Here is a 13,561-nt window from a genome sequence, read left to right as displayed (position 1 = left end):
GTTGGGTTTCCACCGGGGAATGGCCAACTTTTGAGCTAAATACAATCCTCATTGCTTAGCTCGCAGTTCGGCACTCATCGCTGGGTACTCATCGGGTTTCCATCAGTTTTCTGACCCGCTTTCAGGTTGGATAAGTTCGTTTCGTGCTATTGCTTCACGTAGCGGCTGTTCAATCGGCGCGGTGTCCACCGGGCTTTTGAAAGCCCTTGAGAAACCATGGCGTTTGAGCGCTAACGTCAGACAGTCCTGATCGGGGTGCAACCAAGCACCTCTGCCAGCCATCCGCCGTCCGAGATCCGCCTCCAGCAAGCCGGTTGGGGTCTTCACTACGCGTAGCAACTTTTGCTGGAAATCTCGACGACGGCATCCTACGCAAGTGCGCATTGGTGTGTTGGACACTGCAAAACCTTCTGCTACACCTGGTGGGAGTGCTGCGGTCGAAAGACCCGGCCTATTCATTCTAGCCCTCCGGTGCGACCTGGAACGAATCCCGGCCTTGCACGGAGAGTCCAGCGGGGTTCAAAGCGCGCAACCGAAGCAACGCTGTGACCGAACGATTCGCTTTGAGGGGCCTCTTTCGCCCCGTTCTGCGAAAAGGTTTAGTAGAACGGATCAGGAATCGGTTGAGACGGCGTCCGAGATGATATCGATCCGCCAGCCGGTCAGCTTGGCGGCCAAACGGGCGTTCTGGCCCTCTTTTCCAATCGCCAGCGAGAGCTGATAGTCGGGCACGATCACCCGGGCAGACCTGGCAGCCTCATCCACAATGGTCACCGAGTTCACTCGGGATGGCGAAAGCGAGTTGGCGATGAAGGTCGCCGGATCATCGCTGAAGTCGACGATGTCGATCTTCTCGTCGTTGAGCTCGTTCATCACGGCCCGCACCCGGGCACCCATTTCGCCGATGCAGGCGCCCTTGGCATTGATTCCGGCCTGATTGGCTTTGACCGCGATCTTGGTGCGGTGCCCGGCTTCGCGAGCCAGGGCGACGATCTCCACCGATTTATCGGCGATCTCCGGCACTTCCAGCTCAAAGAGCTTGCGAACCAGTCCCGGATGAGAACGGGACAGCGTGATCGAGGGGCCCTTCGGACCGCGGTGCACATCGATCACGAAAGCCCGCAAACGATTGCCGTGCAGATAGCGCTCCCCGGGGGCCTGCTCGGTGGGCGGCAGTACCGCTTCCACTGATCCCAGGTTGACCTGCACCATATTGGGGTTGTGACCCTGCTGGATCTGGCCGGAGACCAGTTCCCCCTCTTTGCCACGGAATTCTCCCAGCACGTTATCGTCTTCCACATCGCGCAGCCGCTGCAGGATGATCTGCCGCGCGGTGCTCGCTGCGATCCGCCCGAAGCCAGCAGGGGTGTCGTCGAACTCGCCGATGACCGCTCCGTCGTCGTCAAGTTCCGCAGCCCAGATGGTGACGTGACCGCTCTTCCGGTCGAGTTCCGCACGGGCTTGCTCATAGGCGCCGGAGGTCTTGTGGTAAGCCACGAGGAGAGCTTGCTCAATGGTCGGGATGAGCTTCTCTAACGGAATCTCACGTTCGCGCTCCAACAAACGCAGCGCGCTCATGTCAATATCCATCTCAATCCTGACCTTTCTGGCCGGATTCTTCTCCGGCCGGTTCTTGCGCTTCGATTGCATCCAATCGAGCAAATTCCACCTCGACATTGCCGCGGCGGATATCCGCGAAGTCAATGAACTCAGGATCGGAAATCTTGGGTTTCATACCTTTTTTGACCACTCGCTCTTGGCGGATGATCACACCGTCATCTTTGACCTCAACGAGCCGACCCGTGGGATTGTCCCCGGCGAGCAGATTCACCCTGACCATCCGGCCCAGCGCTCTGCGCCAATGCCGTTCTTCGGTCAATGGGCGGCTGACCCCGGGGGAAGAGACTTCCAGATCATACGGGCGTCCATCATCTTCTGGATCATTGTCCAGAGCTGTTCCGAGTTGCTGGGACACCTCAGCAATGGCGTCGAGGCTGACACTGCCAGGCTGCGTCTCGGGCAGGTCCACGACGACCTGCACCGTGCGCTGATCTCCGGCATGCTGCACAGTGACCTCTTCTAAATAGAGGCCCTGTGCGATCACTACGGGCTCAAGCAGCTCGAAGAGCCGCTGCGAACGATCCGGCTTGGACATACTCAAAGCCTTCCTGCGCCCCTGCGGGCCCCACGTGATGATGTTGTAGGTATATAGCCTACCAACCGTTCAGCGCTGCGGTGATTCCAAGTGCATTGACTGGGCGAACATGGCATGATCGTAGCCGTGACTGAGCAGCAGCCAAAGCAGAACGCCCCGGATTCAGAACAAGCCGACGGCGTACTTCCGGTTGCTGCCGAAGCGGCGGCCAGCCCCGCTGCGATCAAGCCTAAACGCGGCAAATCCCGCCGGGTCAGCACCCCGGCGGGTGCGCCTTCTGGTTCTCAGGCGAACCCGCTGATCATTCTCGGCTCGGACACTGAACCAGCTGTTGCTGAGCAAGACTCCGCGGATGCCCAGCCCGAAGACGGTGAAGGTGCGACGGCGAAGCTAGCCCCTGAAGCCCCTGAAGCCCCTGAAGCCCCTGAAGCCCCTGAAGCCCCTGAAGCCCCTGAAGCCCCTGAAGCCCCTGAAGCCCCTGAAGCCGAAAATACCGGAGCTGGGCAACCCGAGACAACTGGCGTTCGGCCAGAACCCAACGAAGCAGAACCCAACGAAGCAGAGGGCGAAGATGCCAAGCCCGAACAAGCTCAAGGTGCTGAGGATTCAGCTGATTCCCCGACCGGCTCAGCCACCCCGGAGGCTGAAAAAGCCACCGGCCAGACCGAGCAGCAGCCCGAGGCCGAAGCAGCCTCGGTAGCTACCGATGCAGCGGGCGAGGAGGTAGCCGATACCCCAGCGAACTCCGAGCCAACTACGGACTCCGGTTCCGACGAGCCTCATCCGGCTGACGACGAATCGATAGATTCAGCTGAGGCCGTATTTTCCGATCCCGCAGCGGCAGAAGGCCCGGAATCCACGCCGCCCGATTCAGAATCGGCGGCAAGCTCAGCGACAGAAGCTTCGCGAGAAACTGAAACAACGGCAGAAGAAACCACTGAAGCCGCTTCCAGCACTGCTTCTGCTTCCCTCGCAGAAGCCGAAGCAGACCAAGAATCAGCGATCCGCGAGGCACCTCTCCGCGAGTCCTCCCCCGATACTGAAACGCCCGAGATCTCGGCATCCCCCGAGCCGGCAGCCACCGAACCTTCCTCCGTTGTCCCGGCATCCGTTGTCCCGGCATCCGTTGTTCCGGCATCACTGCCTCCGCTGCCGGCCTCGGAACAGCCACAGACCCGCCAGGCACTGCGTTTACAACAAGCCGCCCGCGAACAAGCCAAAGCCGCCGAGCAGCCAGCACGCCGCACCGACCGGCAAGCGCTACGTTGGCTACGCCGGGTCTTGCTCCTAGCACTAGTCGCTCTGCTCATCGTCGCACTGGGCAGTTCAGTGACCAGCAAGGGGCCCGAGGGGCCGACCGCCACCGAAGTGGCGAGAGTCGCCGCGCTGGAGAACAGCAAGCAACTACTGGCGGAAGCCAAAACCCTCGCCGCGCAGCCCTCGGCCGCCAGCCTGCTACCCGCGCTGAACAAAGCGATCGCTACGCTCAGCACGGGCGTCAGTGCCTTGACCCTGAATCTTCCGAGTACCAGCTCATCCGGTTCAGCGACAGCGAGCTCCAGCCCGACCTCCTCCAGCACCGGCCGGACTCAACCGAGTCTCTCCGGGTTCTTGACCTCACTCCACGAAGCGGCCGGCAAAAACCTCGCTGCGGCGCGTACTGTAGATCCCGGAATGGCACGTTTACTGGCTGCGCTGGGAGCCGGGCAAGCCGTCACCGGCCAGTATCTCGCTCAATCGAGCGGCCTCAAGCCAGCCGTCGTGAGTTTTGACCCCGGTGCTGCACCGGCCGCCCCGACGTCCTGCGCCAGCCTCTCCGCCGCTGAAGCGGCAGCGCCGGACGGTCAGCAACCGAACACGCAACAGGCGCTGAATGCTCTTGACCTCGCCGAACAAAAAGCTGTTTACGCCTACCAGGTGGCGGCGACCCGACTGGAAACCCAGGATGCGGTGAACTCCGCGCTCAGCCTGCTGGAAAGTCATCAGGCCTCGCTCAAGGCAAACCGGGCGCAGATCACTGCGCTGTGCCAGCAACCGCCCGCCCAGCAAGCTGGCTTCCCGCTGGATGTGAAGTTCCTCTCCGCACCCGGTCCGGAACTGGCCACTCTGGAGAATCAGATCACTCTCGGCTACGGGGATCTGGTGGCGCTCAGCGATGGCACACTCCGCAGCTGGGCAATCGGTCAATTGCTGGCGAGCAGCCGCCAGGCTCTGATCTTCGCGGCCCCGCAACAGCCGCTACCCGGATTGCAGCCGTGAGCATCCCGATCCCGGAAGATCTGCAACGGCGATACAGCAATACAGCGGAGCGCCGTGCCTGGCTGAGCAGGCTGCCGCAACTGCTGGACAATGCCTACGCGCGGTGGGCGGTTCAGCCAGATCTCTCGGATGATCAACCGGCCTGGAACGGTTTCAGCGGAATCGCCCTTCCAGTAAAGACTCAGGACGGCGGTCAGGCCGTGCTGAAGATCTCCTACCCTTACGACGACATCCGCCACGAGCCCGATACGCTCAGACTGTGGGCGGGAAACGGCGCGGTGCGGCTGCTGGACAGCGACGCAGCAGAGCGAGCCATGCTGCTGGAACGGCTAGACGCCGACCGCTGGTTACAAGCCGCTCCGATGGATCAGGCCATTGAGGTCTGGGGAGCCGTGCTGCGCAAACTCTCGATCCTCCCCGATGATCGCCCTTCCTGGCGGCAGATACCCGCCCTGGCAGAGCAAGCAGAACGCTGGAATGACGAGCTGCCTTACCGCTGGAAAGAGTTGGCGGAACCCTTTCCGCGCTGGCTTCTGGAGACCGCGCTGGAAGTCTGCCAGACCAGGGGCGCGGTGGGACGCCGGGAGAACCGGGATGTTCTGGTGCACGGCGATCTGCACGGGATGAACATCCTGGCCAGGCTGGGCAGCACGGAGTGGCACGCCGAGGACTTCTTGGCGATTGATCCGCAGGGTCTGCTGGGCGAAGCCGAATTCGCGGTGGCCCCGATGCTGGATAACCGGCTGGTCGATTTGCCGGAGCGCAATCCCGAATTGGGTCTGCTGGACCGGCTCAATCGACTCTGCGAATCCGCCGGTTTGGACGTCGAAATCGCTCGACAGTGGACCATCGCCCGCGAAGTCGAAGACGCTCTGTGGTACGCCGCCAAGGTAGATCACCACGACGATTTGCACCGCTCGCTGTGGGTTGCCAGCACGCTCGCCGGGCGGTCCATCCCCGATTTACCCCATCCGCATCTGCTGGATAAGCGCTAGTCAGCCCGCTCAATTCAGCGAGTGCGCAGAATGTTCTCCTGAATCACGTCCCAGCCCAGCTTGATGATCAGCACGGCCACCACGAGCAGGAACACAATTCGGATGAACCTGTTCCCCTTCTGCACCGCCATCCGGGACCCCAGGTAGCCTCCGGCCATATTCGCCGCCCCCACCACGAGGCCGAGTCCCCACAGGATGGAGCCGTGCGGCAGAAAGAACAGCAGGGCACCGGCGTTGGTGGCCATATTGACGATTTTCGCTTTGGCACTGGCTTCTAAGAAGGCGTAGCCCATCAAGCTCACCAGGGCGATCACCAGGAAGGAACCGGTGCCCGGCCCGAGCAGCCCGTCGTAGAAACCGATCACCGCCCCGATCAGGCAGGCCAGAATATAGTGCCGACGCCCTTGGTGCTTGAGCACCGTTTCTCCGCCCAGATTCGGCTTGAGCGCGGTAAAGAGCGCCACCGCGATCAAGGCCAGCACAATGATCGGCTTGAAGACCGACTGCGGCAGATTGGCGGCCACCACGGCCCCGCCGAAGCTGCCGCCGAGAGCAATCAGCGCCATCGGCAGCGCGGTGCGCAGATCCGGTCTGACGCGGCGGTAAAAAGTGATCGAACTCGTTGTGGTGCCGAAAATCGAACCCATTTTATTGGTCGCCAAGGCCTGCACCGGGGTGATCCCCGGGACCATCAGCATCACCGGAAGCATGATCAGGCCCCCGCCACCGACCACGGCATCCACCCAGCCCGCGGCGAAGCCCGCCACGATGATCAGCAGGATAGTGAAGAGCTGAAGATCCTCGAAGCCGGAGAGCATCTACAGTGAATCGCGAAGCGCGATGACCTGCTGGACCACCTGTTCCAGAGGAACGTCAACGGCCTCGCCACTGACCCGGCTCTTCAGTTCGACCACGCCATCCGCCAAACCACGGCCAACCGCCAGCACGATCGGTACGCCGATCAGCTCGGCGTCGCCAAACTTCACCCCCGGGGAGACCTTGGGACGATCATCGTAGAGAACGTCGACGCCGGCCGCCTCAAGATCTTGAGCGAGCTGCTCGGCCGCTTCGAAGACCGCCGGGTCCTTGCCGACTGCCACCAGGTGAACGTGGGCCGGAGCCACTGCCACGGGCCAGATCAGGCCGCGATCGTCGTGGTATTTCTCAGCGATCGCTGCCACCGCGCGAGTGACGCCGACGCCGTAAGATCCCATCGTGACAACGACCTGCTTGCCATTCTGATCGAGCACCTTCAGGCCCAGGATCTCCGCGTATTTGCGGCCCAGTTGGAAGACATGACCCATTTCAACTCCCCTGGCGATCTCCAGGGGCCCGCTGCCGTCAGGGGCCTCATCGCCCTCACGGACTTCGGCCGCCTCGATCACGCCGTCCCAGGTAAAATCCCGCCCGGCGACCAGGCCGAAAACGTGCTTCCCCGCCTGATTGGCTCCGGTGATCCAGCTGCTTCCGCTCACCACGCGCGGATCCACCAGGTAAAGGATCTTACTGGCGGCTTCTGCACCCAGCAGGCCGTTTTCCAGATTCAAACCTGGGCCGATATAGCCCTTCACCAACAGCGAGTGTTTCTTCAGATCTTCATCCCCGGCGGCTTCCACCTCGACCTCGCCGCCGATGCCCAGGTGCCCGGCGATATTGGCCTCAATGCGCTTCAGGTCGACGCCGCGATCACCGGGTAGGCCGATCACCACGAGCTGCCGTTCCCCGGTGGGCAGATCCACCGCGAGAACTACGTTCTTCAAGGTATCCGCGGCAGTCCAAGCCAGGCCATCCGCTCGCGGGGCCAGTTCATTGGCGGCACTCACCAAAGTATCGATCGTGGGGGTGTCAGGGGTGTCCCGAACCTCAGCGGGGGGCAACTCAGCGTGCTCGATGTCAGCGGGCACCACGGTGCTCACCGCCTCCACATTGGCCGCATAGCCCCCTGCGGAACGCACGAAAGTATCCTCGCCTACCGGAGTCGGGTGCAGGAACTCCTCGCTCTTCGAGCCGCCCATCGCCCCCGAGGTGGCCTTAACGGCGACCACTTCCAGGCCCAACCGCTCGAAGATCCGGAAGTAGGCGGCTCGGTGCGCTTGGTAGCTGGCCTCCAGACCGGCGTCGTCCATGTCGAAGGAGTAGGAATCCTTCATAATGAATTCCCGGCCACGCATCAGACCGGCGCGGGGCCGGGCCTCGTCACGGTATTTGGTCTGAATCTGGTAGAGGCTGACCGGCAGATCCTTGTACGAGGAATACAGATCCTTCACTAAGAGGGTGAACATCTCCTCATGAGTGGGAGCGAGCAGGTAGTCGTTCTCCTTGCGGTCCTTGAGCCGGAAGATGCCGTCGCCGTATTCGGTCCAGCGGTTAGTGGCTTCATAGGGCTCGCGGGGCAGCAACGCCGGAAAGTGCACTTCCTGAGCACCGATCGAGGCCATTTCTTCGCGCACGATGGCTTCCACCTTGCCGAGCACCTTGAGGCCCATCGGCAACCAGCTATAGATTCCTGGCGCAGCGCGACGGATGTACCCGGCTCGGACCAGCAGCTTATGGCTGGCGATCTCGGCATCCACCGGATCTTCGCGCAGGGTGCGCAGGAACAACTGGGAAAGGCGAAGTACCACTGATGTGGCTCCCTTCTGACTCGAACACACTCTTCGGCTGAAAAGTCACTACTAATCTACCCGCCGCTAGAGTACTTGCAGAACGGTGACTTACACTCAAGTTCATGGCTCCCTACTCCACACGTTTACTGGTGCTCGGCGTTGTCCGGATCTTCCAGCCTGCTCACGGCTATTTACTGCTACAGGAGCTCAATTCCTGGAAGGCCGATGAGTGGGCGAATGTGAAGCCGGGTTCGATCTATTCGGCACTGGGTACGCTGGCCAAAGAAGGCCTATTGGAGGTGGTCCCCACGGAAGCCGACGAATCCGCGGCCAAGGCCACCTACCGAATCACTGATTCGGGCTCTGCTGAATTCTCCAAGCTCTTCCGCCAGGCGCTGCGCGATGTGGCGTCCCCAACGCTAGCGACAACGATGGCGGGAATCGCTTTTCTGCCATTTTTCGGCCGTGAGGAGGTCTCAGTCTTATTGGGTGAAAGAAAAAACGGCCTCAATGAAGCGCTACGGCGGGAAGCGAAAGCCATCTCTGAGCTTTCGCAGGGCAGTCGCGATACACCGCCGCACGTTATGGAGCACCACCTGTTCGCGGTGGAACGGCTGCAGGGCGATCTTCGGTGGACCGATGGAGCTCTGGCCCGGATCACTGCTGGGAATTATGCTTTCCTGGGCGAACCGCCGATCTGGGAACCGCGAGAGGACGACCCGATCTGGGGCAATTCCCATCAACAGGCCGTCCGACTTTCGCGGCACAAGGTCGCCGAGAGCGAAGACTCACCGCCTCAGTGAGAGCCCCAGAAGGCTGAGTAATCGGCCCTCGAGCCAAAGGCAGTGCGGTGTCCATGAGCTCCAGACCGAACAGGATCCAGGCTTCGTGCTAGCGGGCAGATCCGGTGAATTGGTCACCCTGCAACTCGCGAAAGCGGGCATTGCGCTCATGAATGGCCTCCCAACCCTGCGGAACCATCAGTTCTTTGCCGCGCCCCATGCTGTTTTGCGGATGTTCAACATAAAGGCCGCTGTTGCTCCGCATAGGCGGCAAAAGCTGCCTTCAGATCGTTCGGGTGCTGTTCGAGCGCCTGGGCCAGGAACCAAGTGCCGGTGAGGGCGAGCGAAATGCCCCGTCCGGAGATGAAAGCCGCGGAATGGGCGGCGTCGCCGATCAACACCACCCGGCCGCTGGACCAGCTAGGCAGATGGATCTGACTCGCTGAATCAAGGTAGAAGTCCTCATCGTGTTGCGCGTTGTCGAGCAGATCTGGGAGCTTCCAAGAACCCTCCGCGGAAAACGCCTCACGCAGCAGACGGCGCTGTGCTTCGATATCTTGATGGTCATAGTGCAGCGGCTCAGAACGGAAGACGAAGAACCCGAGAGCTCCGGTCCGGTAGGTGAGATAGCCGACCGGATGGTTCGGGAAGTTGTACATCATGGAACGTCGTCCATCGTCGGGCACGGACGGCAAAGTGGTGATCCCGAAGTACACACCGAGATACTTCAGGTAGTTCTCTTCGGGTCCGAACACCGGCCTCCGCACCGCCGAGTGAAGCCCGTCCGCGCCGACCACCAGATCGTGCACATCCTGACCTGCCGAGGTGAAGGTGACCTCGACGACGTCGCCCGTGTCGTGCAAGGCCGAGATGGATTCCGCAAAGGTGAGCTGCACCGATTCAGGAAGGGCATCGGTCAGGATCTGGCTGAGATCCTTTCTGGCGATCTCAAGGTCGTCCGGTGAATCGCTGATCTGCTCTGGGACGAGATCGGCTAGCACTCGGCCCTGCCCATCAACGAGTTGCACGAGCTCGGTCATCCTGACTCGCTCCTCGATCAGGCGGGGCAGGATGCCCATCTGCCGCGCGATCTCAATGGCATCACCGCGCACATCGATCGGTGTACCAGTCACCCGCAAATGGCTTGCCCGCTCGACGATCGTCACCTGATGGACGCGCTATGATCAATAATCCATGGATGCTATCGAGCCCACAGCGAATACCCAGCGCAGCTCCCGACCGGGAGGTCGCACCGCGGCCATCAAGGCTCGCGTACTGGAAGCAACCCTCGATCTCTTTGCTGAAGAAGGCATCGGCGCGCTGCGCTATGAAACCGTGGCCCAGCGATCCGGCGTGCATAAGACGACCCTCTACCGCAATTGGCCGAATAAAGACGACCTGATCCGGGCCGCCTTCGAACGGTTCTCCACGGTGCAGATCTCCTTGCAGAGCAGCGCCGATCTGCGCGAGGATCTGATCCGTTACCTGCTGGCGATAGCGGAGGGAATCCGCACCCCGAGAGGCCGCGCCATTATGGGTTTCCTGGAGCACGCCCGTGGCACCCCGGCATTGCATGCCATTGAGAACTCCATCCTGAACACCCGCGTCGAAGCTCTGCAGCGCAGGCTCGATGCCGCGACCGCGGCCGGGGAATTACCCGCTCTCGATGCCTATTTCCTCGGCGAGTTACTGGTAGGACCGGTGTACCTTTTTGTCTTCAGAGAGCGCAGAGCTTTTGATCGGAGCACCGCTGAGCACATCGTCGATATCGTGCTCAAGGGAATCCGGGCGACGACCCCGGAAACCACGACCCCGGAAATGACGCCATCAGGAATCCCGGCGCCGGGCAGACGGCTCTATGCTCCATACAGCAGCGAGTGATCCTCACTCAAGAGTTCAATGGGCAGTACTACCCATCGCGGCCCGGGCAGCCGGGCTCTAGGCTGAAAAGGTGAACTACCTAGGAGCGCACCGGTGAGCGAAAGCCTGCTGGGAGCCGATCCGGAGGAACTGCGCGCCCTCGCCCGTCAGATGGCCCAGGGGGCGGATTTACTAAGAACCGCCAGGGCTACGCTGAGCGCCAAGATCAACGGCCCTCTGGAATGGCACGGCCCCGACTCCTTCTTCTTCAAGCACGCCTGGAATTCCTCTCACGCCCCGACTCTGCTGAACGCCGCGGAGATGCTGCACAATAGCTCGCTCGCGCTGGGCCGCCAGGCCCAGCAGCAAGAGGACACCAGCGCCAGCTGAGCCGGCCAGGAGGGCGGAAAGACTAGAAAAGGACGGTGGCGAAGGTGCCGACCCGTTCAAAGCCCACTCGCTGGTAGCTTGCGAAAGCCCTCGTATTGTAATCATTGACGTAGAGGCTCACCACCGGCGCGTGCCGGCGGGCCAATTCGACCACTGCGGCCATATAGGCGTGGCTGAGACCCCGGCCGCGGTGGTCCGGTCGCAACCAGACTCCTTGCACCTGGCTCGCCGCCCGCGAGACAGCACCCAGATCGGCTTTGAAGATCACTTCGCCGAATCGATCCAAGTGGCTCAGGGAATAGCCCTGGCGAATCAGCGAGGCGACCCGGCGTCGATAGAAGTCCTCCCCCGTGGTCAGCGGGGAGTAGCCGACTTCCTCTTCGAACATCGCCACCGCAGCGGGCAGGATCTGTTCGAAACATTCCATCCGACTGGGGCGCAGCTGCGGATGCGGGGCGATCGATGAAGCCCCGCTCATCGCCAGCAGGGGCTGGCACGGCCGGACTTCGCTGGCCCGGGCACCTTTGGCGCGCATCTGCCGGAAGATAGCGAGCACCGCTTCCGCAGGGCCGTAAATGCTGGCGTGACGACGTCCTAAAGCGCTCAGATAATTGCCGAAAGCCGGCGCTAGCTGCTCGGTGACGGCGATCGGAATGACATTCGCACCGACCCAGCTGGCCGCCAATAACTCACCGTCAGGGGCAAAGAACCCTGCGGTGTGAACCCCCAGGATATTGGGCACGGCGCTGTGGTGCTGATCGAGCTGAGAGGCCATGAAGACATTGGCCACTGGGTCTTGGTCGACCAATTCGCGCAACGCCGCAGTGTCCGATTCGGTGAGTACCCGAATCGGAGATTCGCCCGTTCGGGCAGCTTTAGGAAACGCTGACCACGGGAGAGCCCTTGACGCCGTTCTGGCCATCGGTTCCACCCGCCTCTTCTATTTCCTCGGCGATCCGCATTGCTTCCTCAATGAGTGTCTCAACAATCTGATCCTCAGGAACAGTCTTAATGACTTCTCCCTTCACAAAAATCTGGCCTTTGCCATTGCCGGAGGCCACTCCGAGATCGGCCTCACGCGCTTCTCCCGGCCCGTTTACCACACAGCCCATGACGGCCACCCGCAACGGCACTTCCATGCCCTCCAGCCCTGAGGTGACCTGCTCAGCGAGGGTGTAGACATCCACCTGGGCTCGGCCGCAGGAGGGGCAGGAGACGATCTCCAGCTTCCGAGGCCGCAGATTGAGGGACTGCAGGATCTGATTGCCGACCTTGATCTCCTCCACCGGAGGAGCAGAAAGCGAGACCCGGATGGTGTCGCCGATCCCCTTGGAGAGCAAAGCTCCGAAGGCGGTGGCCGATTTAATGGTGCCCTGGAAAGCCGGCCCTGCCTCGGTCACGCCGAGGTGCAAAGGCCAATCTCCACGTTCCGCCAACAGTTCGTAGGCCCGCACCATCACTACCGGGTCGTTATGCTTCACCGAGATCTTGAAGTCATGGAAATCGTGCTCTTCGAAGAGCGAAGCCTCCCAAACCGCGCTCTCCACGAGCGCTTCGGGAGTCGCTTTGCCGTACTTCTGCATCAGTCGGGGGTCCAGCGAACCGGCGTTGACGCCGATCCGGATCGAGACGCCGTGGTCCTTGGCCGCCTGGGCGATCTCCTTGACCTGATCGTCGAATTTGCGGATATTGCCCGGGTTCACCCGTACCGCGGCGCAACCGGCTTCGATCGCGGCGAAAACGTATTTGGGCTGAAAATGAATATCCGCGATCACCGGGATCTGTGATTTCTTGGCAATGATCGGCAGGGCCTCGGCGTCGTCCGCTGAGGGGCAGGCGACCCGGACGATATCGCAGCCCGAGGCCGTCAGTTCGGCGATCTGTTGCAGAGTGGCATTGATATCGGTGGTGGGCGTAGTGGTCATCGATTGGACGCTGATCGGTGAATCCGATCCCACCCCGACCGAACCGACCTTGATCTGCCGGGTCTTCCTCCGGGGAGCTAGCACCGGCGGTGGCGCGGCTGGCATACCCAAACTGACTGATGTCATTGCTGTGACTCCATTATGTGCTTCGCGTCCTGTGACGACGACGGTTGTCGGGTGACGGACGTACTCTTCATTCTAAGCTTCGAGCGGCTCAGACATATTCCTTGAGCCGCCCAATCACCGGATTCCAGGCCTTAACGCCGACGCCAGCGATGCACTGCTGAATCGCAAAGGGGTCCTGCTGCAAGAGTGCTCTCAGTTCGTCCTCGTTCTCAGCACGGAAGATCAGCAGCGCGCCGCTGCCGTCCGGGTAAGGCCCCGAGGCGAGGATGACGCCGGCCTCTGATTGGCTGGAAAGCCAGTCTCGATGCACCGGCCGGTGCTCATCGCGCAGTCCGGCGGTCTTCGGATCGTAGTGATATTCCACCGCATAAATACTCATACCTTCACCCTACACAGAACCTCTACATCCAGCCGTCCCACTGAGTGTTACTGAAGTTATTCCTGTTGCTGGGATAAGCGATCT

The 13,561-nt window shown here is 61.5% G+C and carries 14 protein-coding genes; 5 read left to right on the top strand and 9 right to left on the bottom strand.

Annotation, left to right across the window (positions count from 1 at the left end):
• Positions 1-102: 102 nt before the first annotated feature.
• From ABDK06_RS14070 to ABDK06_RS14060, 3 genes are all read right to left on the bottom strand, one after another.
• The gene (locus ABDK06_RS14070; protein WP_394942318.1) at positions 103-384 is read right to left on the bottom strand and encodes a YlxR family protein; all 282 of its coding nucleotides are present in this window, start codon (positions 382-384) and stop codon (positions 103-105) included.
• Between the two features lie 228 nt (positions 385-612).
• Complete coding sequence (gene nusA, locus ABDK06_RS14065) at positions 613-1,590, bottom strand: transcription termination factor NusA (RefSeq protein WP_394942122.1); 978 nt, start codon at positions 1,588-1,590, stop codon at positions 613-615.
• A gap of 1 nt (position 1,591) precedes the next feature.
• Positions 1,592-2,155, bottom strand: a complete 564-nt coding sequence (locus ABDK06_RS14060; RefSeq protein WP_394942120.1) for a ribosome maturation factor RimP — start codon at positions 2,153-2,155, stop codon at positions 1,592-1,594.
• A gap of 126 nt (positions 2,156-2,281) precedes the next feature.
• On the opposite strand from ABDK06_RS14060, the gene ABDK06_RS14055 reads away from it, so the two are divergent.
• The gene (locus tag ABDK06_RS14055; protein ID WP_394942118.1) at positions 2,282-4,414 is read left to right on the top strand and encodes a DUF4439 domain-containing protein; all 2,133 of its coding nucleotides are present in this window, start codon (positions 2,282-2,284) and stop codon (positions 4,412-4,414) included.
• On the top strand, positions 4,411-5,409 hold the full coding sequence (locus tag ABDK06_RS14050; RefSeq protein WP_394942116.1) for an aminoglycoside phosphotransferase family protein: 999 nt from the start codon (positions 4,411-4,413) through the stop codon (positions 5,407-5,409). Before ABDK06_RS14055 ends, ABDK06_RS14050 begins: the two co-directional genes overlap by 4 nt.
• 14 nt (positions 5,410-5,423) lie before the next feature.
• Here ABDK06_RS14050 and ABDK06_RS14045 read toward each other — a convergent pair whose 3' ends face one another.
• Both ABDK06_RS14045 and ABDK06_RS14040 read right to left on the bottom strand, forming a co-directional pair.
• Positions 5,424-6,227: a sulfite exporter TauE/SafE family protein gene (locus ABDK06_RS14045; protein ID WP_394942114.1), complete on the bottom strand. Its 804-nt coding sequence runs from the start codon at positions 6,225-6,227 to the stop codon at positions 5,424-5,426.
• On the bottom strand, positions 6,228-8,033 hold the full coding sequence (locus tag ABDK06_RS14040; protein ID WP_394942112.1) for a proline--tRNA ligase: 1,806 nt from the start codon (positions 8,031-8,033) through the stop codon (positions 6,228-6,230).
• A gap of 104 nt (positions 8,034-8,137) precedes the next feature.
• Here ABDK06_RS14040 and ABDK06_RS14035 point away from each other — a divergent pair, with 104 nt between their 5' ends.
• On the top strand, positions 8,138-8,818 hold the full coding sequence (locus tag ABDK06_RS14035) for a PadR family transcriptional regulator (RefSeq protein ID WP_394942110.1): 681 nt from the start codon (positions 8,138-8,140) through the stop codon (positions 8,816-8,818).
• A 215-nt stretch (positions 8,819-9,033) separates the two neighbouring features.
• Here ABDK06_RS14035 and ABDK06_RS14030 read toward each other — a convergent pair whose 3' ends face one another.
• On the bottom strand, positions 9,034-9,963 hold the full coding sequence (locus tag ABDK06_RS14030) for an FAD-dependent monooxygenase (RefSeq protein WP_394942108.1): 930 nt from the start codon (positions 9,961-9,963) through the stop codon (positions 9,034-9,036).
• A gap of 28 nt (positions 9,964-9,991) precedes the next feature.
• On the opposite strand from ABDK06_RS14030, the gene ABDK06_RS14025 reads away from it, so the two are divergent.
• Positions 9,992-10,678, top strand: coding sequence for a TetR/AcrR family transcriptional regulator (locus tag ABDK06_RS14025; protein ID WP_394942106.1), 687 nt, complete (start codon positions 9,992-9,994; stop codon positions 10,676-10,678).
• A 93-nt stretch (positions 10,679-10,771) separates the two neighbouring features.
• Positions 10,772-11,047, top strand: coding sequence for a hypothetical protein (locus ABDK06_RS14020; RefSeq protein ID WP_394942104.1), 276 nt, complete (start codon positions 10,772-10,774; stop codon positions 11,045-11,047).
• A gap of 22 nt (positions 11,048-11,069) precedes the next feature.
• Here the strand turns inward: ABDK06_RS14020 and ABDK06_RS14015 are convergent, their stop codons facing one another.
• The 3 genes from ABDK06_RS14015 to ABDK06_RS14005 form a co-directional block, all read right to left on the bottom strand.
• Positions 11,070-11,864 (bottom strand): GNAT family N-acetyltransferase, encoded by a 795-nt coding sequence (locus tag ABDK06_RS14015; protein ID WP_394942102.1) that lies wholly within the window; start codon positions 11,862-11,864, stop codon positions 11,070-11,072.
• A 58-nt stretch (positions 11,865-11,922) separates the two neighbouring features.
• Positions 11,923-13,098 (bottom strand): flavodoxin-dependent (E)-4-hydroxy-3-methylbut-2-enyl-diphosphate synthase, encoded by a 1,176-nt coding sequence (ispG, locus tag ABDK06_RS14010; protein WP_394942100.1) that lies wholly within the window; start codon positions 13,096-13,098, stop codon positions 11,923-11,925.
• 88 nt (positions 13,099-13,186) lie between these two features.
• The gene (locus tag ABDK06_RS14005) at positions 13,187-13,477 is read right to left on the bottom strand and encodes a YciI family protein (RefSeq protein WP_394942098.1); all 291 of its coding nucleotides are present in this window, start codon (positions 13,475-13,477) and stop codon (positions 13,187-13,189) included.
• Positions 13,478-13,561: the final 84 nt, after the last annotated feature.

This window comes from Psychromicrobium ferritrahens (assembly GCF_043789415.1).
In the GTDB taxonomy this organism is placed as follows: Bacteria; Actinomycetota; Actinomycetes; order Actinomycetales; family Micrococcaceae; genus Renibacterium.
The sequence above is the reverse complement of the archived record's forward strand: the minus strand, read 5'-3'. Positions and strand labels throughout refer to the sequence as shown.

Coding starts and splice junctions, on each gene's coding strand:
- ABDK06_RS14070 (WP_394942318.1), bottom strand. CDS start 384: ATGCGCACTTGCGTAGGATGCCGTCGTCGAGATTTCCAGCAAAAGTTG.
- nusA (WP_394942122.1), bottom strand. CDS start 1,590: ATGGATATTGACATGAGCGCGCTGCGTTTGTTGGAGCGCGAACGTGAG.
- ABDK06_RS14060 (WP_394942120.1), bottom strand. CDS start 2,155: ATGTCCAAGCCGGATCGTTCGCAGCGGCTCTTCGAGCTGCTTGAGCCC.
- ABDK06_RS14045 (WP_394942114.1), bottom strand. CDS start 6,227: ATGCTCTCCGGCTTCGAGGATCTTCAGCTCTTCACTATCCTGCTGATC.
- ABDK06_RS14035 (WP_394942110.1), top strand. CDS start 8,138: ATGGCTCCCTACTCCACACGTTTACTGGTGCTCGGCGTTGTCCGGATC.
- ABDK06_RS14025 (WP_394942106.1), top strand. CDS start 9,992: ATGGATGCTATCGAGCCCACAGCGAATACCCAGCGCAGCTCCCGACCG.
- ispG (WP_394942100.1), bottom strand. CDS start 13,098: ATGACATCAGTCAGTTTGGGTATGCCAGCCGCGCCACCGCCGGTGCTA.
- ABDK06_RS14005 (WP_394942098.1), bottom strand. CDS start 13,477: ATGAGTATTTATGCGGTGGAATATCACTACGATCCGAAGACCGCCGGA.